Origin of the sequence: Aminobacter niigataensis, assembly GCF_014200015.1 — a bacterium.
GTDB classification, from domain to species: Bacteria; Pseudomonadota; Alphaproteobacteria; order Rhizobiales; family Rhizobiaceae; genus Aminobacter; species Aminobacter niigataensis.
In genome coordinates, this window is record NZ_JACHOT010000001.1 from 1,491,760 (window position 1) to 1,512,917 (window position 21,158).

A 21,158-nucleotide genomic window follows, 5' to 3' on the forward strand; every position below is an offset into this window, starting at 1 on the left:
ACCCATGTCATGGGTTCCTTGTTTGCGCCTGGTTCCCGCCGCGCGTTCGCATTCCACCTGCTCAAGACACTCCTGATCGGAACCATCGCCGCTTTCGCCGTTGCTGCAGCGTATCTGTCGTTCGTGATCTATGAGCGCCAGGCATCGATCGGCAAGATCTCCAGATATGACGTGGCGTGGAGCGCCAGCCAGGGCATGAACGAATATCTGCGGCTGTCGCAGCGCGTCACCGCGCTTGCGGCCTCCGGGAGCGAACCTCTCAAAGCCGAGGTGCAACTTCGATTCGACATCCTGAAAGGCCGGCTCAGCCTGTTCACAAGCGGTCAGTTCCAGACCTTCGTGAGCGAGGCGGCAGAGCGGGAGGAGACGATCCGCCGGCTGTCCGAGCTCATCGCGGAACTGGACGGCGTGATGAGCCGCATCGGCGAACCTGAAGTCGCCCGATCGGCGGTGCTATCGATGGCACCGCTGGAAACGGACCTCATCGGCCTCGCCTCGGAAGCCAATCAGTACAGCGCCATTCAGATGGCGAAGGTCGACAACGAGTTGCTGCGGCTGCACAGCAATTTCTCCGCCGTTGCGGTTGGTTTCTTCCTTTGCAGCCTGGCCTTTATCGGCTTGCTCGGATGGCACAATCGCCTGCTGACCCATACCTACGATGCGCTGAACACCGTGAACGCAGACCTGCGGCGCACCTCAAAAGATCTGGAGGGTGCGAACGCTGCCGTGCTTGAAGCCAATCATGCCCTGGCAACCCAGAACGGCCTTTTCGACGCGGCCTTGAGCAACATGTCGCATGGGCTTTGCATGTTCGATGCCGACGAGCGGCTGATCGTCAGCAATGGCAAGTTCGCCACCATGTACGGGGTCCCGCCGGAAAGCCTGCCGCCCGGGACAACGCCAGAACAGGTCAAGTTGAGCTCGATCAAGGCAGGGACTTCGACGCAGCAGAGCGCCGAGCTCGCCTATTGGAAACAGCAACAGCTGATCGACCACCGCAAGCCCGGCATCCTGCTGCAGAAGCTGACCGATGGCCGCATCATCTCCGTGAGCCACCAGCCGATGGAGCGAGGGGGCTGGGTCGCGACCTACGAGGACATCACCGAACGTCACCAGGCGGAAGAACGCATCGCCCATATGGCGCGGCATGACCCGCTGACCGGGCTTCCCAACCGCCTGCTGCTGCGCGAGCGCCTGGAACAAATTCTCATGCAAGGTCATGGCCACCAGAAGGACACTGCGGTCCTTTGCCTCGACCTGGACAATTTCAAGAACGTCAACGATACGCTCGGCCACCCTATCGGCGACGCATTGCTGCGCGAGGTCGCGTCCCGCATTTCAAGCCTCGTGCGCGATGACGACGTGGTGGCCCGACTTGGCGGTGATGAATTCCTCATCGTCCAGCCGGCAGTCGGACGCGACGAGGCGGGCCGCGTGGCGCGGCGCCTCATCGAAGCCCTCGAACAGCCGTATCAGCTTGATGGGCATCTGGTGGTCGTCGGCGCCAGCATCGGCATTGCGCTTGAATCGGAAACCAAGACCGGCCCCGACGACCTAGTGAAGAATGCGGATCTTGCGCTCTATCGGGCCAAAAGCGACGGGCGCGGGACCTATCAATTCTACAAGCCGGAAATGGATGACCGGCTGCAGCGTCGCCGCATGCTTGAACTCGACCTGAGAGCGGCCGATTTCGACAAGGAGTTCCAACTCGCCTTCCAGCCGATCATCAATCTTCAAAGCAAGGCAGTCACGACGGTGGAAGCCCTGCTGCGATGGCCCGGCTGCCAGCGTGGCCACGTTTCACCAGACGAGTTCATCCCCATCGCCGAAAGCACGGGCCTGATCGTGCAGTTAGGCGCCTGGGTCCTGGAAGGTGCCTGCCGAGAAGCCATGAGCCTGCCGGGCAATGTCAATGTCGCCGTCAATCTGTCGCCGAGCCAGTTCCGGAGAGGTAATATCGTCGAAACCGTTTCCGCCGTGCTGGCGATGACAGGCCTGCCAGCCGAGCGCCTCGAACTCGAGATCACGGAATCCCTCCTGCTCGACGACAGCAAGGAGACCTTGCATGCCCTGAACCGGCTCCATTCGCTGGGAGTCCTGATCTCGCTCGATGATTTTGGGACGGGCTATTCGTCGCTCAGCTACCTCAGGAACTTTCCGGTCGACAAGGTCAAGATCGACCGCTCGTTCATCGCGGAGATCGCCGGCAACAGGGATCACATGGCCATCGTCAGTGCGATCGTGAACCTGGCCCATGCACTGGAAATAACCACGATCGCCGAGGGCGTCGAAACCGAAGAACAGCTCCTGATCGTTCGGGCCACCGGATGTGATGCGGTTCAAGGACACTTCTTCAGTGCGCCGAAACCGGCTGCTCAACTCCGCAAATATCTCGAAAAGCCACACGACAGGCTGACCCTGGCCTAGACGTTGCGCATGCAGCGGGCGGTGGATGCTGCGCGTGGGACGGGTTCCCGGGAACCACCCTGCTGCCTCGATCATGGGGCTTGCTACGGCGATGCCAGAGGTTGAGAATTCAGCAATCGTTAACCTTACCGCTTCTTAGCTGTGATGCATGATCGATGCGCCTGTCTCTCAGTTGCCAGGTCGGATAAGCCGAAATGATCGGGCAGCAGAAGCTTGAGTCGCGGGGACGGATGTTCAGCAAGCTCAGTGCATTTTCAAACCGCAAGTGGTTTCAGGTTACACTCCTGACGGTAGCCGGCACTCTCGCATACATAGCTATTTCGTGGGCCCTGCAGGCCCTCGTTTTCGGCGGCGCCGACGCCGTTCGTCCGGGCCTCCTGACCGCCTTCATTCTCCCGGTCCTGTTCATCGCGCCGCTGCTTGCCTTCCTCGGCCTGAAACTGCACGAGAATGCGTCACTGAAGCAGCAATACGCGCAAGAGCTTGCGCATGACAGCCTGACCTCCTGTCTCAACGGAACGCTTTTCTCGGCAGCAATCGACGTTTTCGCGACGGGAACCGGCCGGCGAAAGGGCGCGCTCCTGATGGTCGACATCGACCATCTGAAGAGGATCAACGAGCACATCGGCTACAGCGCGGGAAACCAGGCGATCAGTGTCATTGCGGGCATCATCCGCAGCACGGTCCGGAGCGGCGATCTGGTCGGCCGCATCGGCGGCGACGAATTCGGCGTATACCTGCCCGGCGCCAGCAAGGAAAACGCCGAAAAGGTCGCGGAACGCATTCGTCATGCCGTGTCCGAAGTGCGCTTCGAACCCAGCGGGTCGAACTGGCCGCTGACGGTCAGCGTCGGCGCGGTGCTGTTCGAGACGGAGGCTACTGCCGACGACCTGCTTGTTGCTGCCGACCACCAGATCCGGATTGCCAAGGAAAAAGGCCGCAATCGCATCGAATCGACCCGCCTGCCGGACAGCCGTTCGTCGTCCCGGCCTTCGCTTCACTGACCATCTCCCCAAGGGGACGGATCCCTCCGCTGAGACACGAAGCGTATGCTCAGCGCGAAGGCCCCGGGAGCCGATGCCTCCGACGGTTCCGCAAAGCTGCGACGGCAAAGCATCCCTGCCCCAGCGTCATTCGCAAATCTCGTAGGTAGTGTGGATTTTCTTGCTCCTGCAGGCCAATAGCTGAGCATGACATTGCCTGCTGCAGGCGATTGGGTGTTGACCTTTGATCCATCTGGCCATCCGATCACGGCCAGCAGAATCCAACCAGGGCGAAATGCGGGATACTTCAGGGGTGACCAGGGAAAGTGCAGCAGAGCGTCACGCGATCAGTGCGGACCTGATCGCGGTGCTCGTCGCAGCCCCCAACGGCAACCCGGTGGTGCTGACCGTCAAGGATGGCTCCGCCCTGCCCTCCGGTCCGTTCGAACTTATCCACCGCTCGCTGCAATCGGGCCTGCGCAACTGGGTGGAGCAGCAGACCGGCCATCCGGTCGGCTATATCGAACAGCTCTATACCTTTGCCGACCGTGACCGCAGCAGCGACGAACCGGCCGGCCGGGTTATCTCGATCAGCTATCTTGGCCTGACGCGCGAAGAACCCTCGCACCGCACCCCGCCAGGAAGCTGGCGCAACTGGTACGAGTTCTTTCCATGGGAAGACCATCGTGAAGGCGCACCTGAAATCATCGGCGACATCATCGTGCCGCGCCTGCGCCAGTGGGCCGACGAGGCCGAGCAGCAGGACGAGCGGCAGAACCGCCTGCGTCGCGCCGCAGGCGCCTTCGGGTTCGACGATCGCCACTGGAACGAAGAAATGGTGCTGCAGCGCTACGAATTGCTCTACGAGGCAGGGTTGGTCGAAGAGGCGGTTCGCGCACGGGGCGCCAAGGTTGCAGCGACCGTTCCCGGCCGGGCCATGACCGGCGACCACAGGCGTATCCTGGCAACCGGGATCGGGCGCCTCAGGACCAAGATCAAATACCGTCCCGTGGTGTTCGAGCTGATGCAGCCATCCTTCACGCTGCTGCAACTGCAGCGCGCGGTCGAAGCGCTGGCCGGCGTGACGGTCCACAAGCAGAATTTCCGCCGTCTCATCGAACAGCAGGACCTCGTCGAGGAGACCGGCGAAATGAGCGCCGACACTGGCGGACGCCCGGCGAAACTGTTCCGCTTCCGTCACTCCGTGCTCGACGATCGCCCGGCCGCCGGAACCAAATAAGCAAATCACCGCTTGACAGGACTTATGCTCATGCTAAGCATATGTCCTTATTATACTCAACTAGAGCATAATAAGGATGACGATGTCTGGCATGACCCTTTCCGCCGCCTCGCTCTATGACCGCGTCCAGCGCGTCATTCCCGCCATCGAATGGCCGGTGTTTTCCGACGACATCGACGCCATTCTGAAGCTGAAGCGCGAGCGCAACGCCGTCATCCTGGCGCATAACTACCAGACGCCGGAAATCTTCCATTGCGTCGCCGACATCGTCGGCGACAGTCTGGCGCTCGCCCGCAAGGCGATGGAGGTCGAGGCCGACGTGATCGTGCTCGCCGGCGTTCATTTCATGGCCGAGACGGCAAAGCTGCTGAACCCGTCCAAGACGGTGCTGATCCCTGACATGCGCGCGGGCTGCTCGCTGGCCGATTCGATCACGCCCCAAGACATCCGTCTGCTGCGCCAGCGCTACCCCGGCGTGCCTGTCGTGACCTACGTCAACACCTCGGCCGCGGTGAAGGCCGAGTCGGACATCTGCTGCACCTCGGGCAATGCCAAGGCGGTCGTCGAGTCGCTGGGCGTGCCGCGCGTACTGATGCTGCCCGACGAGTACCTGGCGCAGAACATCGCAAAGCAGACCGATGTCGAGATCATCGCCTGGAAGGGCCATTGCGAGGTGCATGAGCGCTTCACCCCCGAAGACATCCGCGAGATGCGTGCCGCCCATCCCGGCGTCACCGTGCTGGCACACCCGGAATGCCCGCCGGAGGTTGTCGCCGAGGCCGATTTCGCCGGCTCGACCGCTGCGATGTCGGACTATGTCGGCAGGGAGAAGCCGGCAAGCGTCGTGCTGGTGACAGAATGCTCGATGAGCGACAACGTCGCGGTCGAGCACCCCGATGTCGAATTCATCCGGCCCTGCAATCTCTGCCCGCACATGAAGCGGATCACGCTCGGCAACATCCGCTCGGCATTGGAGCGCAACGAACATGCCGTGACCATAGACCCCACAGTTGCCGCCCGCGCCCGCCTGGCGGTCGAGCGGATGCTCGCCGTATGAGCTTCGATTTCCGCGCGCTTTCCGGTCGTCCCGTCATCATCGGCGGCGGTCTGGCCGGGCTGGTGACGGCGCTGGAGATGGCACCGGAGCCGGTCGTGCTGTTGTCAGCGGCACCGCTCGGCTACGAAGCGTCGAGCGCGCTGGCCCAAGGCGGGCTCGCCGCCAGCATCGGCAGCGACGACAGCCCTGCCTTGCATCTCGCCGACACACTGGCAGCCGGCGACGGGCTTTGCGACGAAGTCGTGGTCAGGCGCGTCGTCGAGGCGGCGCCTGCCGCAATCGCGAAGCTGGAACATTTCGGCGTCGCTTTCGACCGGGCAACGGGTCGTGGGCTGCATCTTGGGCTGGAGGCCGCGCATAGCCGCCGGCGTATCGTGCATGCAGCCGGCGCGGCGACCGGCAGCGAGTTGATGCGGGCGCTTGTCGCAGCCGTCAGGCGAACTGTATCAATCACGGTTGTCGAAGGTTTCGAAGCCCGGCAGCTGCTGGTCGAGGACGGCACAATCGCAGGCGTGAACGCTGCGGGCGCATTGGGCGACCTAGTGCTTGCAACCAGTCGCGTGGTGCTCGCCACCGGCGGTGTCGGCGGCTTGTTCCGTGACACCACCAATCCGCTCGGCTGCTTCGGCCAGGGACTGGCGCTTGCGGCACGTGCGGGAGCCGAACTCGCCGATCTCGAATTCGTACAGTTCCACCCGACCGCGCTCGACGGACCGCAGCGCCCGATGCGGCTGATCAGCGAGGCGGTGCGCGGCGAAGGCGCCATACTGATCGACGAGACGGGCCGGCGTTTTCTTGCCGACCTGCCGGGCGCGGAACTTGGTACACGTGATACCGTGGCGCGCGGCGTGCACCGACATCTGGCTCGTGGGCACCGGGTGTTTCTCGATACGCGCGCCTGCCTGGGCGCAAGCTTTGCCGGCCGCTTCCCGACCATTGCCAGTTACTGCAGCGAGGCTGGCATCGACCCCGCGGTCGATCCGATCCCGGTACGGCCGGCGGCGCATTACCACATGGGCGGCGTCGCCGTGAACGCAGAAGGCCGCAGCTCGGTGGCGGGCTTGTGGGCCTGTGGCGAGGTCGCCTCGACCGGCCTGCATGGCGCCAACCGGCTAGCCAGCAATTCGCTGACCGAAGCGGTGGTGATGGCGGGTTGGGTGGCCGAAAGCGTGGCCGCCTCGTCGAGCATGGAACGGAAGACCATCGCAATTCCTGCAGCAGCACCTGCACGCGCCGATCCCGCGCTGGTTCGCAGCATCGTCTCGCCCGCGCTGGGCGTGTTGCGCGACGGCGAAAGCCTGCGCGATGCGGCGTCGACGCTGCTGCCTCTTGCCAGGGGAAGCACTTCAGCCGCAGAGCCGGCGGCGGTGGCGCTGATGATGGTTGTCGCCGCCCTTCGGCGCGAGGAAAGCCGTGGCGCGCATTGCCGGGCCGACTTCCCGCTTCGCAGTGCTGTCGCACGCCGCTCGAAGATCACGTTGGTCGAGGCACTGGAGACAGCTGCAGCAATCGACGCCACGCCGCTTGCACGGAGCGCCTGACAGATGAACCTCTCGCCCCTGCCCCAGATCATGCTCGAGCCGCTGGTCCGCGCAGCACTTCTGGAAGACCTCGGCCGCGCCGGCGACATCACCACCGAGGCCGTCGTGCCCGCCGACCACCGGGCGACAGTCGTGCTCGCGGCGCGCCAGCCGGGCGTGGTCGCCGGGCTCGATCTGGCGGCACTCGCCTTTCGGCTCATCGACCCAGCCATCGATATCAAGGTCGCCAGACCGGACGGCAGCGTGCTCGTGGCCGGCGATGTCATCGCCACGCTCAGCGGACCAGCGCGCGGACTTCTGACCGCCGAGCGCGTCGCGCTCAACTTCCTTTGCCATCTCAGCGGCATCGCCACCGCCACCGCAGGCATCGTCGAGGCCGTGCGCAGCCACAAGGCAAGCATCGTCTGCACCCGGAAAACCACGCCGGGCCTGCGCGCGCTGGAAAAATACGCGGTGCGAGCAGGCGGCGGCTCCAACCACCGCTTCGGCCTCGACGACGCCGTACTGATCAAGGACAACCACATCGCCATCGCAGGCGGGGTGAAGCAGGCGATCGAGCGGGCCAAGGCCAATGTCGGGCATCTGGTGAAGATCGAGGTCGAAGTCGACACGCTCGAACAGCTGGATGAAGTGCTGGCGCTCGGCGTCGACGCGGTCCTCCTCGACAACATGACGCCCGAGACACTTGCCCGCGCTGTGAAAATGGTCGGCGGCCAAGCGATCACCGAAGCGTCGGGGCGGGTGAACCCGACGACGGCGCCTGATATTGCGGCTAGTGGCGTCGACCTCATTTCGGTCGGCTGGGTGACGCACAGCGCGCCGATCCTCGATATTGGACTGGACACGGCCCCTTGACGGGGGCAATGGTCCCGCCCCGGGTGGGCATGGCAAAGACACATCTTGGCAATGGAGAGCGCATGAACGCCGATTTGCACCTCAATGCAGCCGCGACTGAGATCAACGGGGCGCATCCCCAGTGGAGCCGCGCGGAAGCGCAGGCGATCTACGACCTGCCCTTCAACGACCTGCTGTTTCGCGCGCAGACGGTGCATCGTCAGAATTTCGACCCCAACCGGGTGCAGCTTTCGCGCCTGCTGTCGATCAAGACCGGCGGCTGCCCCGAGGATTGCGGCTATTGCAGCCAATCGTCACGTCACGAATCCGGCCTCAAGGCCTCCAAGCTGATGGAAGTGCAGCGCGTTCTCGCCGAAGCCAAGAAGGCGAAGGACGCCGGCGCGACGCGCTACTGCATGGGCGCTGCCTGGCGCAGCCCCAAGGAGCGCGACATGGATGCCGTCGTTGCCATGATCGAGGGCGTCAAGGAACTCGGCATGGAGAGCTGCATGACGCTCGGCATGCTCGATCTCGGCCAGGCGCAGCGCTTGAAAGAGGCCGGCCTCGACTATTACAACCACAACATCGACACCTCCGAACGCTACTACAACGAGATCATCACCACCCGCACCTTCGCCGACCGTCTGGACACCCTCGCCAATGTCCGCGACAGCGGCATCAAGGTCTGCTGCGGCGGCATCGTCGGCATGGGCGAGGAGAAGGCCGACCGCGTCGACATGCTGGTGACGCTGGCCAACCTGCCCGAGCATCCCGACAGCGTGCCGATCAACATGCTGATCCCGATCGAAGGCACGCCGCTGGGCGAAGCCGAGCCGATCGAGCCGATCGAGTTCGTGCGCACTATCGCACTCGCGCGCATCATGATGCCCAAGTCGCATGTCCGCCTGTCCGCCGGGCGCACGGCGATGAGCGACGAGATGCAGGCGCTGTGCTTCTTTGCCGGCGCCAACTCGATCTTCGTCGGCGACACGCTGCTGACCGCCGAGAACCCCGGGGAAGACAAGGACACAGCGCTGTTCCGCCGTCTCGGCATCCAGCCGATGGAGCGCGGCGCCCAGTGAATGGACGAGCCTTGCTCGACCGCTACGAGGCCAGCCTGCGCGGGCTGGCCCGCAAGAGCCGGCTGCGGGCGCTCAGCGGCCGCGCCGGGCTCGATTTCGCTTCCAACGACTATCTCGGGCTTGCCGGCTCGAAGCGTTTGACCGACTCGGTTGCCACCGCACTCGCCAACGGCACGCCTGTCGGCGCCACCGGCTCGCGGCTGCTGCGCGGCAACGACCCCGAGCACGAGGCGCTTGAGGCCAAGGCAGCCCGCTTCTTCGGCGCCGAGCGGGCGCTGTTCTTCGGCGGCGGCTATGTCGCCAATTTCGCCGTGCTGACGACCCTGCCGCAGAAGGGCGACCTGATCGTGCTCGACGAGCTGATCCACGCCAGTGCCCATGAAGGCGCACGCGCCGGCCGCGCCGAAGTGGTGGAAGCCAGCCACAACGATGCCAATGCGGTCGCTGACGCTATCAGTGCCTGGCGTACCAAGGGCGGCACCGGCCGGCCGTGGATCGTGGCCGAAAGCCTCTACAGCATGGATGGCGACCGCGCCCCGCTGGACGAACTGATGGCTGTGGCCGACCGGCACGACGCCTTCCTGTTCGTCGACGAAGCGCATGCCACCGGCGTCCATGGCCCTGATGGGCGCGGGCTGGCGCATCATCTCGAAGGCCGCGACAACGTCGTGGTGCTGCACACCTGCGGCAAGGCGCTGGGTGGTTCCGGCGCACTGATCACGGCGCCGGCAGTGCTGTGTGACTACATCGTCAACCGTTGCCGGCCCTTCATCTATGCCACGGCGCCCTCGCCGCTGATGGCGGTGGCGGCCATGGAAGCGCTCGATATCCTCGCCGACGAACCCGAACGCCGGGAGCAACTGGCCGGGCTTGTCGCGCTGGCAGGAAAACGGGCACAGGCACTGGGTTTCAAGCCAAGCGGCTCGCAGATATTGCCCATCATCGTCGGCGACAACGGCCGCGCCGTGGCGCTGGCCGAAGGCCTGCAGGCCCGCGGCTTCGACGTGCGTGGCATCCGCCCGCCGACCGTGCCGGAAGGCACGGCCCGGCTCAGGATCTCGCTGACGCTGAACATCGGCGAGGACGACGTTTCGGCGTTGTTCAACGCCCTTGCCGAGGAATGGGACCGATGAGCCAGGCGATCGTCGTGACAGGCACCGACACCGGGATCGGCAAGACCGTGTTCGCCGCAGGCCTCACCGACCTGCTCGACGGCACATACTGGAAGCCGGTGCAGTCGGGTATCGAGAAAGAGACCGACAGCCAGGTCGTTGCCCGGCTCGCCCAGCTTTCTCCGGATCGTGTGTTGCCGGAAGCTTGGCGGCTGAAGGAACCGCTGTCGCCGCACCGCGCCGCCGAACTCGACGGCGTGGAGATCGATGCCGATGCGCTCATCTTGCCCACAACCAACCGGCCACTCGTTGTCGAAGGCGCGGGCGGGCTGATGGTGCCGGTCAACCGGCGCACGTTCTACATCGACGTCTTCGCGCGCTGGCGCGCACCGGTGGTGCTGTGCGCCCGCACCGGGCTCGGCACGATCAACCACACGCTGCTGTCCATCGAGGCGTTGCGCAGCCACGCGATTCCGCTACTGGGAATAGCCTTCATCGGCGACGAGATGGCCGACACACAGCGAACCATCGCCGAAATGGGAAAGGTGCGCGTGCTTGGCCGCCTGCCCCGGCTCGACCAGCTGACGCCCGAAACACTGGCTGAAGCCATGCGCGCGAATTTCAAGACAGCCGACTTCCTGGAGGCCAGTCGATGAGCCGTTCAGCCGTCTGGCATCCCTTCACCCAGCACGCCACGGAACCTGTGCCGCCGACGATTGTCCGCACCGAGGGCGCTTATGTCGAGACATCAGATGGCAAGCGCATCCTCGACGCGATCTCGTCCTGGTGGGTCGTCACCCACGGCCACAGGCATCCGAAAATCGTCAGTGCGATCCGCAACGCCACCGAAACGCTCGACCAGGTCATCTTCGCCGGCCTGACCCACGAACCGGCGGAGCAATTGGCCTCGGCACTGGCCGACATGACGCCTGCCGGGCTCGACTGGGTGTTCTATTCCGACAGCGGCTCTACAAGCGTCGAGGTGGCGCTGAAGATGGCGCTGGGCTTCCACCGCAACAACGGTGACGCACGCACGCGCATCGTCGTCATGGAGCACAGCTATCACGGCGACACCATCGGCACGATGAGCGTCGGCGCGCGCGGCGTGTTCAACGCCGCCTACGACCCGCTGCTGTTCGAGGTCGACACCATCCCCTTCCCGGAGGCGGGACGCGAGCAGGAGACGCTCGACAGCTTCGAGGCGCTGAGCCGTGACGGCAAGGCGGCTGCCCTCATTCTGGAGCCACTGGTGCTAGGTGCCGGCGGCATGCTGATGTACCCGGCCCGGGTGCTGACCGAACTCAAGCGCATCGCCGAACGTTCCGGGACTCTGCTCATCGCCGACGAGGTGATGACCGGCTGGGGCCGGACCGGGACGATGTTCGCCTGCGAGCGGGCCAGTGTTTCGCCGGACATCCTCTGCACCTCCAAAGGGCTGACCGGCGGCTCGGTGCCGCTGGCGGCGACACTGGCGACCGAGGCAGTCTTTCGCGCGCATTTCTCCATCGACCGCGCCAAGACCTTCTTCCATTCCAGCTCCTACACGGCAAACCCGATCGCCTGTGCTGCCGCGCTCGCCAATGTCGCGATCTGGCGCGACGAGCCGGTGGCTGAGCGCGTGGTGGCATTGACCCGGATGCAGTCGGAAAAGGTCGCACGGTTCATAGGCGACCCACGCTTCGAGAACATACGGACTACGGGAACCATCGCCGCGCTCGACCTGCGCGTCGGAAAGGCCGGCTATCTGGCCGAAGTGGGCCCGAAGCTGCGGGCGTTCTTCCTCGAGCGCGGCCTTTTGGTCAGGCCGCTCGGCAACGTCATCTACGTGCTGCCGCCCTATTGCGTGACGTCAGGCGAACTCGACCGCCTCTATGGCGCCGTGGACGAGGCCGCAGATCTCGCGGGCCGCGCCGCGTGAACCGCTCGGCCCGTATCCTCGGCTTGGGCCACCATGTACCTGGCCGCAAGGTAGGCAACGCCGAGATCGAGGCCAGCCTCGGTCTCGATGCCGGCTGGATTGAGGGCCGCACCGGCATCCGCTCGCGTTTCTGGGCGGAACCCGGGGACACGTTGTCGGGACTGGCAGCCAAGGCCGGAGACATGGCGCTCGAAGCTGCCGGCATCAACCGAAGTGAGATCGGGCTACTGTTGCTCGCCACCTCGACGCCTGACCACTTGCTGCCGCCGAGCGCACCGCTGGTGGCGCACCGGCTCGGCCTTGCCAATGCCGGTGGCGTCGACCTCGCCGGCGCCTGCGCCGGATTCATCTACGCCATGACATTCGCCGACGGCTTCGTGCGGCTGCACAACAAGCCTGCGGTGGTGATTGCCGCCAATATTCTCAGCCGTCGCATCAACCCGGCAGAACGTGCGAGTGCCGTGCTGTTCGCCGATGCTGCCGGTGCCGTGGTGCTCGGCCCATCCGACGACCCCGGCCACGGCATCCTGGGTGCGTCGTTGGCAGCCGACGGCTCCGGCTATGGCCTGATCCAGATTCCCGCCGGTGGTAGCAACCGACCCTTCGCCGACGAACTCGACATTGCCGAGACGCGCATGACCATCGCCGACGGGCGCGCGGTCTTCGCCAAGGCTGTCGAGATGATGAGCCGCTGCTCGACGGACGCGCTCACAGCTGCGGGGCTGGACACTGCCGCCGTCAGCCGCTTCGTGCCGCATCAGGCCAATGCCCGCATCTTCAACGCGGTGGGCAAGTCGCTTGGCATCGCCGATGACAGGATCGTCAAGACCATCGCCGACTACGGCAATTCGTCGGCCGCGACGATCCCGCTGTCGCTGTCGCTGGCGCACCAGGCAGCGCCGTTCCAGCGAGGCGAAAAGCTGCTGCTTTCGGCAGCCGGCGCGGGCCTGACCGGCGGTGCGCTGGTGGTGGGCATGTAAGAAGCGAACGCTGGCTTAGCAGGAGGAAGAATGCGCAAGATCGTCGCCGGCAAGCTGCACGGCATCCACGTCACCGAAGCCAACCTCAACTATCACGGCTCGATCACCCTCGACCCCGACCATTGCGAGGAAGCCGGCATCCTGCCGATGGAGTTCGTCGAAATCTGGAACAAGAGTTCCGGTGCGCGGATTTCGACCTACGTGATCCTCGGCGAGCGCGGCTCGCGCTGCTGCATCCTCAATGGCGCTGCCGCCCGCACCTGCCAGGCCGGCGACCAGATCATCATCTGCAACTCGGTCTATGTGACGGAGAATGAGATCACCACGCTCAAGCCACGCGTGCTGACCTTCGACAAGGACAACCGCATCGCCGACCGGCTGACCTATTCGGTCGAGCGAGACCAGTTCGGCCGCTACAGCTTCTCGATCCTGGACGAGACCAGCGCGAGGCTTTCGATACCCGCGCTGGTGAGCAGCCACTAGAGCTTGCAGCAGACGCCGAGGCTCCAGGAGGACCATCGCCCACGGCGAGACGTTCTATTGCCCCGCGGCTGAATTTCCCGCAAGGATGCAACCAACGGCATGTGCGGGCGGTCGTGGGAACAACTCGTGCCCGTGAAGGCCTTCCAGTTCGGCCAGCTTGACCCCGACCAGCAAATGCAAGGCACCATGGGCGAAACCGTCAATTTCATCTGGATCGGCGAGAAGCTCGGTCCATTGCATGCCGCATGCATCCGCTCTTTTCGGCGACATGGACATCGTACGGTGCTGCACGCGTTCGACGCGCCCAAGGACACGCCCGATGGCGTCGAGATCTTCGACGCATCGCAGTTGCTGTCGCAGAGCGAGATCGTGGCCTACAAGCACGAGAAGAGCCTGGCGCTGACCGCAAACATCTACCGCTACAGGCTGCTTGAGGCAGGGCTCGGCATCTACGCCGACTGCGACGTCTACTGCGTTCGGCCGTTTCCCGAGCAACAATGGCTTTTCGGGTGGGAGAAGAAGGATGTCATCAATTGTGCGGTGCTGAAAGCACCAGCCGACAGCGATCTCGTCAAGAGCCTCGTCCAGTGCACCTCCGGCCGACATTTCATCGCCCCGTGGTGGTCGCCAATTAAGAAAGCGGCCTACAATCGCCTCATGAAATTAGGGGTTGGGCGTGACATCAGGCGGACCCGATGGGGGACGACTGGCCCCCAACTGCTCACCTTTCTCATCAAGAAATACGGGTTGGCAGACAAGGCGCTCCCGATGGACGCCTTTTATCCTGTCCATCAAGCGATGACCGACTTGCTCTTCGACGCTGAGCTGTCGATCAAGGACGTCACGACGCCACGGACCTACGCGATCCACCTGTACAACAACTCGATTGCGCCGACGTTCAACCCGCCACCCGGCAGCCCGCTCGCAGAAATCCTCGCGGGACCCTAGAGAGGGCTGCTCCTAGATCCTCTCGTGAAGTAGGCTGCCGGCGCGGGGAAGCGCCGACAATACACCGCGGTCATGACGGCATCGGAGGACCTAGCGGCGTTCCAGATGCTCGACGGCGAGGAAGGCAGCCTTGGCGGCCAGGGACAGCTGCTTGGCGGCCTCGACGCGCTGGGGCGTGTAGTAGTGCTCCTCGTGCAGCATGTTGACGGTGCCGAGCATGGTGTCGCCGACAAAGACCGGCCAGTTGAGCACCGAGCCGCAGCCGAGCGACCAGATCGTCTCGTGGTCGGGGAAGACGTCGGCGATGTCCTTGATGGTGTTGGCGACGAAGGGCTTGCGCTGGACGTGGATCGTGTCGAACCAGTGGGTGCGGTTCATCGGCTTGGTGCCGGAGACCGGATAGGTGTCCGGGTGGCTGGTGTAGGTGCGGCTCGAAAGCTCGCTGGCCCAGTCGAGCTTCATCACCGTGAAGAGCTTGGCGCCGACGACGACATCGGCCAGCGCCTGCAGGGCCTTCCACACGCCCTCGACTTCGGTCGTGGTCGCAATGGCGGCATCGAAGGCGACGAGCGCCTCGGCGAGTTTGGTCTCTGTCATGATGTACCTCTATTTCAAGTCTTGGGATGAGACGCGCTGAACCTGGTCAGTTCACGCGAATAGGGGTCCTGCAGTTCGCCACGCTTGAGCTGGTCAACGCTGGCGACCTCCACGACCCGGCCGTGGCGCATGACGGCAAGGCGATCGCACAGGAACGAAACGACGGGAAGATTGTGGGTGACCATCAGATAGGTCAGCCCCTGCTCGCGGCGCAAGCGCTTGAGCAGGTTGAGGATTTCTGCCTGCACCGACACGTCGAGCGCCGAAGTCGGCTCGTCGAGCAACAGCAGTTTGGGCTTGAGGATCAGGGCGCGGGCAATAGCGACGCGCTGGCGCTGGCCGCCCGAAAGCTGGTGCGGGAAGCGGAAGCGGAAACGCCGGTCGAGGCCGACCGACTGCATCACCTCGTCGACGCGCGCACCGCTGTCACCGACGCCGTGGATGGCCAGCGGCTCGCTCAGCGTCGCATCGACAGTCTTGCGCGGGTGCAGCGAGCCGTATGGATCCTGGAACACCATCTGGCACTGCCTGGCGAAACCGCGGTCGATGCCCGGCGTGCGGGCGTGGCCGAAGGCGGTGATGGAGCCGGTCCAGCTCCTGGCCATGCCGGCGATGGCCTTGAGCACGGTGGTCTTGCCCGAGCCGCTTTCGCCAACGAGCGCGAAGCTCTCGCCCTCGGCAACGTCGAAGCCGATGCCGTGAGTGACCTTCGAATCGCCGTAGGAGATGTCGAGGTTTTCGATCTTCAGCGCGCTCATGTCGAAGCCTCGTCGCGTTGCAGGACAGGCAGCTCTTCGCGATCCTCGTCGAGACGCGGGATCGAGGCGAGCAGGCCGCGCGTGTAGGGATGCTTGGCATTGCGGAGTTCGCCCGCGACGCATTCCTCCACCACCTCGCCGCCGCGCATCACCAGGATGCGGTCGCAATAGGCCGAGACCAGGTCAAGGTCGTGGCTGATCAGGATCAGGCCCATGCCCTTACGCTTGACCAGGTCGTCGATGATCTCGAGCACCTGGGCCTGGACAGAGACGTCGAGGGCCGATGTCGGCTCGTCGGCGATGAGCAGGTCCGGCTCGGGGATGAGCATCATGGCAATCATGACGCGCTGGCCCATGCCGCCCGACACTTCGTGCGGGTAGAGGCCGAGCACGCGCTCGGGGTCGTTGATGCGCACGGCTTCCAGCATGGCGAGCGTGCGGCCCCTGATATCGGCACGGCCGAGCTTCTGGTGGGTCAGCAGCGCCTCGGCGATCTGGTCGCCGATGGTCATGACAGGGTTCAGCGAGAATTTCGGGTCCTGCATGACCATGGAAATGCGAGCGCCGCGGATAGAGCGCATCTGCCGTTCCGATTGGGCGAGCAGGTCAATGCCGTCGAAGCGCAGCTTGTCGGCGGTGACCTTGCCGGGCGCACGGATCAGCCGCAGGATCGAGCGGCCGGTCATGGACTTGCCGGAGCCGCTTTCGCCGACGATGCCGAGGCGTTCGCGGCCGAGCGTGAGCGACAGGCCCTTGACCACGTCGATCGGACCCCGCGCGGTCGGGAAGGTGACCCGCAGGTTCTCGATTTCAAGCAAGGCGCTCATTGGCGGTCTCCATGCTTGGGGTCGAGCACATCGCGCAGGCCGTCTCCGAGGAAGCAGAAGCCGAGGCTGACGATGACAATGGCAAAGCCGGGCATGGTCGCCACCCACCACTGGTCGAGGATGAAGGAACGGCCGCGCGAGATCATCGCACCCCATTCGGGCAACGGCGGCTGCGCGCCGAGGCCAATGAAGCCGAGGCCGGCGGCGGTCAGGATGATGCCTGCCATATCGAGCGTGACGCGAATGATCATCGACGAGGTGCACAGCGGCAGGATGTGGTTGACGATGACGCGCAAGGACGAGGCACCCTGCAGCTCGACCGCGGCGACGAATTCCGAGTTGCGAATGGTCAACGTCTCGGCACGGGCGATGCGGGCATAGCCGGGCCAGGTGGCGATCGCGATGGCGATGATGGCGTTCTGGATGCCAGGCCCGAGGGCCGCGACGAAGGCCAGCGCCAGGATCAGTTTCGGCATCGACAGGAAGATATCGGTGATGCCCATCAGGATGCGGTCGGTCCAGCCGCCGAAATAGCCGGCGACGGCGCCGATGACGAGGCCGACGGGCGCGGCAAGAACGGCCACCAGCGCCACGATCATCAGGGTGATGCGCGCGCCATAAACGACGCGGCTCCAGATGTCCCGGCCGAGCTCATCAGTGCCCATCCAGTTTTCGGCGCTCGGCGGTTTGAGCCGGTTGGCAAGATCCTGGCCGATGGGCGAATGCGTGGCGATCCACGGCGCGAACAGCGCGACCAGGATCAGCGTCAGCACGATGATCGCGCCGACCATCGCCAACGGGTTGCGCGCCAGCGCGCGGCTCAGCCGGTAGCTGCGGCCGAGACGCGCCTGCAGGCGCGAGGACGGCGAATCGTCGAGAAGCCAGTCACGTGTCGTCGCCATCAGCGTGCCCTCGGGTCGAGGACGCGGTAGAGCACGTCCGAAATCTTGTTGATGCCGATGAAGACCGCGCCGATGACCAGCGTCGAGCCGAGCACGGCGTTCATGTCGGCGTTGAGCAGCGCCGTGGTCAGGTAATTGCCGATGCCGGGCCAGGAAAAGACGGTCTCGATCATCACCGACCCTTCGAGCAGACCGGCATAGGACAGGCCGATGACGGTGATCAGCGGCACAAGGATCGGACGGAAGGCATGGCGCCACAGCACCAGCCGCTCCGACACGCCCTTGACGCGGGCGGTGGTGACATATTCCTGCGCCAGCTGGTCGAGCATGAAGGAACGCGTCATGCGGGCGATGTATGCCAGGCTGAAGAAGCCGAGCACGGCTGCCGGCAATGCGATGTGCGAGAGCGCATTGAAGAAGATATCGGTCTCACCGGCAATCAGGCTGTCGATGAGGATCAGGCCCGTCACCGGGTCGACCATGCCGTCATAGAAGATGTCGAGCCGGCCGGGGCCACCGACCCATTGCAACTTGGCATAGAACAGCGCGAGACCGACAAGGCCGAGCCAGAAGGCCGGCACCGAATAGCCGAGCAAGCCGACGACTCGGATGACCTGATCGACGAGGCTGCCCTGGCGGCTGGCGGCATAGACACCCATCGGCACGCCCAAAAGCACGCCGATGATGATGCCGAGCGTGGCCATCTCGAGGGTCGCCGGGAAGACGCGGGCCAGGTCCTCGGCCACGGGCTTGCCTGTCGACACCGAAATACCGAGGTCGCCCGTCAGGACATTGCCGACATAGTGGAAGAACTGCACGATCAGCGGCTTGTCGAGGCCCATCTCGATGCGCGCGGCCTCATAGACGGCGCGCGGGGCCCTATCGCCGACGACGGCGAGCACCGGATCGATCGGCACGACGCGGCCGATGAAGAAGGTGATGGCCAGGAGGCCGAGGAAGGTGAATGCGACGGCGACGAGGACGCCAAGCACGCTCTTCAGCGTTTTCCAGGCATGCCGCGCATTGCGCGACGAGCCGCCGGGCCCTGTTGGAAGCGCCTGAGCGGCGGAGTCGATTTCTGATGCCACGCGGTGTCTGTTCCTACCACATTGGCCGCGCTGCGAATGCGGCACGGATGTTGTCTGTCGAGCAAAATTCCACTTGGACTATACAAATAATTTTGCTTAGATCAAAAAAATTTTGATGGGAGCAAAATTCAGCGTGTCCTCCGAGGCCAGCAAGAACGCGACGGCGAGCCAGCCAAAGGTGGGTGCGCTGATCCGTGCACGCCGTCGCCAGCTGTCGCTGACACTGCAGGAATTGTGCGATGCGGCGGGCATTTCCGTCGGTTATCTCAGCCAGGTCGAACGCGATCATGCTACCCCGTCGCTGGGCACCCTCGCCCAGCTCGCCCGCAGCCTCGACGTGGCTGTGGATTATTTCATCGCCACCCCCTCGATGGAGGACGGGCTGACCCGCGCCGACCAGCGCAACCGCTTCTCGGTCGACGGATCGTCGATCGTCTACGAGCGTATCGCCGCCGACTTTACCGGCAATGTGTTGTCCTCCTTCATCCTCAATGTTCCGCCAGGCTATCGCTCCGAGACGGTCAGCCACGAGGGCGAGGAAATCCTGTTCATCCTCGAAGGCTCGATCACTCAGCGCCTCGAGGACGACGAGATGGTGCTTACGGCCGGCGACAGCCTGCATTTCCGCGGCAATCGTCCGCATTCATGGTCCAACGACACGGACAAATTCGCGCGCATGCTCTGGACCGGCACCTTGCCGATGTTCAGGTCACGCACGGAGCATCCGGCCCTGCGCGGTTCACGGGCCGAGACAAAGAAACCGGGAACCAAAAAGGAGAGAAAATGATGAAACTGTTCAAAGCCGCGCTGCTTGCGGCGGCGCTGGCCATGCCGATGACGCCGGCAATCAGTCTGGCCGCTACGCCGGCCGACATTCTCGTGGTGGCGCAGAACATCGACGACATCGTCAGCATCGACCCGGCAGAGGCCTACGAGTTCTCGTCGGGCGAATATGTCGCCCAGACCTATGACCGTCTCGTCCAGTACGACGCCGCCGACACCAAGACGCTGGCCGCCGGCCTCGCCAAGGAATGGGCAGCCGACGACGCCTCCAAGACCATCACGTTCACGCTGCGCGACGGCGTCAAGTTCACCTCCGGCAATCCCCTGCGCGCCGAAGACGTGGTCTACTCGTGGAAGCGCGTCATCGTGCTCAACAAGGCGCCCGCCTTCATCCTGACCCAGCTCGGCTGGACGCCGGAAAACTTCGATTCCATGGTCAAGACCGACGGCAACAAGGTCGTGGTCAAGTATGAGGGCGATTTCGCATCGGCCTTCGTGCTCAACGTCCTCGCAGCCCGCCCCGCTTCGGTGGTCGACGCGGTCACGCTGCAGGCCAACGAGACCAATGGCGACATGGGCAATGGCTGGCTGAAGTCCAATTCGGCAGGATCTGGCCCGTTCGTGCTGAAGACCTTCCGTCCGGGCGAACTGATCAACTTGACGGCCAATGCCGAGTATTTCAACGGCGCACCCGCGATCAAGGGTGTCATCATCCGCCACGTCGCCGAAGCGGCGACCCAGCAGCTGCTGCTGGAATCGGGTGACGTAGACATGGCCAAGAACCTGACGTCGGACCAGATCGCGACAATCGCTGGCAAGGATACGCTGATCACCGAGACCTATCCGCAGGCGGCCGTGCACTTCCTGTCGTTCAACCAGAAGGACGAGGCCCTGCAGCCGGAAGCCGTGTGGGATGCCGCGCGCTACCTGGTCAACTACAAGGGCATGACCGATACCTTCCTGAAGGGCCAGATGCAGACCCACCAGGCCTTCTGGCCCTCGGGCTTCCCCGGCTCGCTCGACGAGACGCCCTACACCTACGATCCGGCCAAAGCCAAGCAGATCCTGGCCGATGCCGGCATCAAGACGCCGATCACCGTCACGCTCGACGTCATCAACTCGACGCCGTTTACCGACATGGCGCAGTCGCTGCAGGCAAGCTTCGCGGAAGCCGGCATCAACTTCGAGATCATCCCGGGCACCGGCTCGCAGGTGATCACCAAGTACCGCGCCCGCACCCACGAGGCGATGCTGCTGTACTGGGGCCCCGACTTCATGGACCCGCACTCCAACGCCAAGGCGTTCGCCTACAACGAGGACAACTCGGACGACCACTATCAGTCGACCACCACGTGGCGGAACGGCTGGGCTGTGCCGGAAGAGCTGAACAAGGCGACCAAGACAGCACTCGCCGAGCCTGACCAGGCCAAGCGCAGCGCGATGTATGTCGACTTGCAGAAGAAAGTGCAGGAGAAGTCGCCGATCGTCATCATGTTCCAGGCGGCGACCCAAGTGGCGCGTGCGAAGAACGTCGAAGGCTACGTCAACGGCGCAACCTCCGACTTCGTCTACTACCGCCTCGTCAAGAAGAACTGACC

General features: G+C 64.3%; 20 protein-coding genes. 15 read left to right on the forward strand and 5 right to left on the reverse strand.

Going from position 1 to position 21,158, the window contains the following annotated elements; translation table 11 throughout:
- Positions 1 to 9 precede the first annotated feature (9 nt).
- The 13 genes from GGQ99_RS07605 (at position 10) to GGQ99_RS26350 (ending at position 14,605) form a co-directional block, all read left to right on the forward strand.
- A complete protein-coding gene (locus tag GGQ99_RS07605; RefSeq protein ID WP_183261753.1) occupies positions 10 to 2,427 on the forward strand; it encodes a putative bifunctional diguanylate cyclase/phosphodiesterase in 2,418 nt (805 codons plus the stop codon).
- Between the two features lie 194 nt (positions 2,428 to 2,621).
- On the forward strand, positions 2,622 to 3,431 hold the full coding sequence (locus tag GGQ99_RS07610; protein ID WP_183261755.1) for a GGDEF domain-containing protein: 810 nt from the start codon (positions 2,622 to 2,624) through the stop codon (positions 3,429 to 3,431).
- 274 nt (positions 3,432 to 3,705) lie between these two features.
- Entirely contained in the window at positions 3,706 to 4,650 is a 945-nt protein-coding gene (locus GGQ99_RS07615; RefSeq protein ID WP_183261757.1) for an NUDIX hydrolase, read from the forward strand.
- Positions 4,651 to 4,732: 82 nt separating this feature from the next.
- Entirely contained in the window at positions 4,733 to 5,707 is a 975-nt protein-coding gene (gene nadA / locus GGQ99_RS07620) for a quinolinate synthase NadA (RefSeq protein WP_183261759.1), read from the forward strand.
- Positions 5,704 to 7,248 (forward strand): L-aspartate oxidase, encoded by a 1,545-nt coding sequence (locus GGQ99_RS07625; protein ID WP_183261761.1) that lies wholly within the window; start codon positions 5,704 to 5,706, stop codon positions 7,246 to 7,248. The genes nadA and GGQ99_RS07625 overlap by 4 nt, the downstream gene beginning before the upstream one ends.
- Before the next feature lie 3 nt (positions 7,249 to 7,251).
- Positions 7,252 to 8,103 (forward strand): carboxylating nicotinate-nucleotide diphosphorylase, encoded by an 852-nt coding sequence (nadC, locus tag GGQ99_RS07630; protein WP_108608438.1) that lies wholly within the window; start codon positions 7,252 to 7,254, stop codon positions 8,101 to 8,103.
- Between the two features lie 62 nt (positions 8,104 to 8,165).
- Positions 8,166 to 9,164, forward strand: coding sequence for a biotin synthase BioB (gene bioB / locus GGQ99_RS07635; RefSeq protein WP_183261762.1), 999 nt, complete (start codon positions 8,166 to 8,168; stop codon positions 9,162 to 9,164).
- A complete protein-coding gene (locus tag GGQ99_RS07640; RefSeq protein ID WP_183261764.1) occupies positions 9,161 to 10,297 on the forward strand; it encodes an aminotransferase class I/II-fold pyridoxal phosphate-dependent enzyme in 1,137 nt (378 codons plus the stop codon). The genes bioB and GGQ99_RS07640 overlap by 4 nt, the downstream gene beginning before the upstream one ends.
- The gene (gene bioD / locus GGQ99_RS07645) at positions 10,294 to 10,932 is read left to right on the forward strand and encodes a dethiobiotin synthase (RefSeq protein ID WP_183261766.1); all 639 of its coding nucleotides are present in this window, start codon (positions 10,294 to 10,296) and stop codon (positions 10,930 to 10,932) included. The genes GGQ99_RS07640 and bioD overlap by 4 nt, the downstream gene beginning before the upstream one ends.
- Positions 10,929 to 12,194, forward strand: coding sequence for an adenosylmethionine--8-amino-7-oxononanoate transaminase (locus tag GGQ99_RS07650; RefSeq protein WP_183261768.1), 1,266 nt, complete (start codon positions 10,929 to 10,931; stop codon positions 12,192 to 12,194). The genes bioD and GGQ99_RS07650 overlap by 4 nt, the downstream gene beginning before the upstream one ends.
- A complete protein-coding gene (locus tag GGQ99_RS07655; RefSeq protein WP_183261770.1) occupies positions 12,191 to 13,174 on the forward strand; it encodes a beta-ketoacyl-ACP synthase III in 984 nt (327 codons plus the stop codon). The genes GGQ99_RS07650 and GGQ99_RS07655 overlap by 4 nt, the downstream gene beginning before the upstream one ends.
- A gap of 30 nt (positions 13,175 to 13,204) precedes the next feature.
- A complete protein-coding gene (panD, locus tag GGQ99_RS07660; protein ID WP_183261773.1) occupies positions 13,205 to 13,657 on the forward strand; it encodes an aspartate 1-decarboxylase in 453 nt (150 codons plus the stop codon).
- Between the two features lie 126 nt (positions 13,658 to 13,783).
- Positions 13,784 to 14,605, forward strand: a complete 822-nt coding sequence (locus GGQ99_RS26350; RefSeq protein WP_183261774.1) for a hypothetical protein — start codon at positions 13,784 to 13,786, stop codon at positions 14,603 to 14,605.
- Positions 14,606 to 14,695: 90 nt separating this feature from the next.
- Here GGQ99_RS26350 and GGQ99_RS07670 read toward each other — a convergent pair whose 3' ends face one another.
- From GGQ99_RS07670 to GGQ99_RS07690, 5 genes are read right to left on the reverse strand one after another with little or no spacing between them, the layout of a single operon-like run.
- Positions 14,696 to 15,202, reverse strand: a complete 507-nt coding sequence (locus GGQ99_RS07670; RefSeq protein ID WP_183261777.1) for a GAF domain-containing protein — start codon at positions 15,200 to 15,202, stop codon at positions 14,696 to 14,698.
- Between the two features lie 14 nt (positions 15,203 to 15,216).
- The gene (locus GGQ99_RS07675) at positions 15,217 to 15,960 is read right to left on the reverse strand and encodes an ABC transporter ATP-binding protein (RefSeq protein WP_183261778.1); all 744 of its coding nucleotides are present in this window, start codon (positions 15,958 to 15,960) and stop codon (positions 15,217 to 15,219) included.
- A complete protein-coding gene (locus GGQ99_RS07680) occupies positions 15,957 to 16,787 on the reverse strand; it encodes an ABC transporter ATP-binding protein (protein ID WP_183261780.1) in 831 nt (276 codons plus the stop codon). The genes GGQ99_RS07675 and GGQ99_RS07680 overlap by 4 nt, the downstream gene beginning before the upstream one ends.
- The gene (locus GGQ99_RS07685) at positions 16,784 to 17,689 is read right to left on the reverse strand and encodes an ABC transporter permease (protein ID WP_183261782.1); all 906 of its coding nucleotides are present in this window, start codon (positions 17,687 to 17,689) and stop codon (positions 16,784 to 16,786) included. The genes GGQ99_RS07680 and GGQ99_RS07685 overlap by 4 nt, the downstream gene beginning before the upstream one ends.
- Complete coding sequence (locus tag GGQ99_RS07690) at positions 17,689 to 18,681, reverse strand: ABC transporter permease (protein WP_183262387.1); 993 nt, start codon at positions 18,679 to 18,681, stop codon at positions 17,689 to 17,691. Before GGQ99_RS07690 ends, GGQ99_RS07685 begins: the two co-directional genes overlap by 1 nt.
- Before the next feature lie 229 nt (positions 18,682 to 18,910).
- Here GGQ99_RS07690 and GGQ99_RS07695 point away from each other — a divergent pair, with 229 nt between their 5' ends.
- Together GGQ99_RS07695 and GGQ99_RS07700 are read left to right on the forward strand one after the other, a co-directional pair.
- Positions 18,911 to 19,564 (forward strand): helix-turn-helix domain-containing protein, encoded by a 654-nt coding sequence (locus GGQ99_RS07695; RefSeq protein WP_404801198.1) that lies wholly within the window; start codon positions 18,911 to 18,913, stop codon positions 19,562 to 19,564.
- Entirely contained in the window at positions 19,564 to 21,156 is a 1,593-nt protein-coding gene (locus GGQ99_RS07700; protein WP_183262388.1) for an ABC transporter substrate-binding protein, read from the forward strand. Before GGQ99_RS07695 ends, GGQ99_RS07700 begins: the two co-directional genes overlap by 1 nt.
- Positions 21,157 to 21,158: the final 2 nt, after the last annotated feature.

Excerpts from the sequence above, each read along its gene's own strand:
- GGQ99_RS07700 (WP_183262388.1), top strand. The coding sequence starts at position 19,564 with ATGAAACTGTTCAAAGCCGCGCTGCTTGCGGCGGCGCTGGCCATGCCG.
- GGQ99_RS07685 (WP_183261782.1), bottom strand. The coding sequence starts at position 17,689 with ATGGCGACGACACGTGACTGGCTTCTCGACGATTCGCCGTCCTCGCGC.
- GGQ99_RS07615 (WP_183261757.1), top strand. The coding sequence starts at position 3,706 with ATGCGGGATACTTCAGGGGTGACCAGGGAAAGTGCAGCAGAGCGTCAC.
- nadA (WP_183261759.1), top strand. The coding sequence starts at position 4,733 with ATGTCTGGCATGACCCTTTCCGCCGCCTCGCTCTATGACCGCGTCCAG.
- bioB (WP_183261762.1), top strand. The coding sequence starts at position 8,166 with ATGAACGCCGATTTGCACCTCAATGCAGCCGCGACTGAGATCAACGGG.
- GGQ99_RS07605 (WP_183261753.1), top strand. The coding sequence starts at position 10 with ATGGGTTCCTTGTTTGCGCCTGGTTCCCGCCGCGCGTTCGCATTCCAC.
- bioD (WP_183261766.1), top strand. The coding sequence starts at position 10,294 with ATGAGCCAGGCGATCGTCGTGACAGGCACCGACACCGGGATCGGCAAG.
- GGQ99_RS07625 (WP_183261761.1), top strand. The coding sequence starts at position 5,704 with ATGAGCTTCGATTTCCGCGCGCTTTCCGGTCGTCCCGTCATCATCGGC.
- GGQ99_RS07675 (WP_183261778.1), bottom strand. The coding sequence starts at position 15,960 with ATGAGCGCGCTGAAGATCGAAAACCTCGACATCTCCTACGGCGATTCG.
- GGQ99_RS07670 (WP_183261777.1), bottom strand. The coding sequence starts at position 15,202 with ATGACAGAGACCAAACTCGCCGAGGCGCTCGTCGCCTTCGATGCCGCC.
- GGQ99_RS07650 (WP_183261768.1), top strand. The coding sequence starts at position 10,929 with ATGAGCCGTTCAGCCGTCTGGCATCCCTTCACCCAGCACGCCACGGAA.
- panD (WP_183261773.1), top strand. The coding sequence starts at position 13,205 with ATGCGCAAGATCGTCGCCGGCAAGCTGCACGGCATCCACGTCACCGAA.
- GGQ99_RS07610 (WP_183261755.1), top strand. The coding sequence starts at position 2,622 with ATGATCGGGCAGCAGAAGCTTGAGTCGCGGGGACGGATGTTCAGCAAG.
- nadC (WP_108608438.1), top strand. The coding sequence starts at position 7,252 with ATGAACCTCTCGCCCCTGCCCCAGATCATGCTCGAGCCGCTGGTCCGC.
- GGQ99_RS07680 (WP_183261780.1), bottom strand. The coding sequence starts at position 16,787 with ATGAGCGCCTTGCTTGAAATCGAGAACCTGCGGGTCACCTTCCCGACC.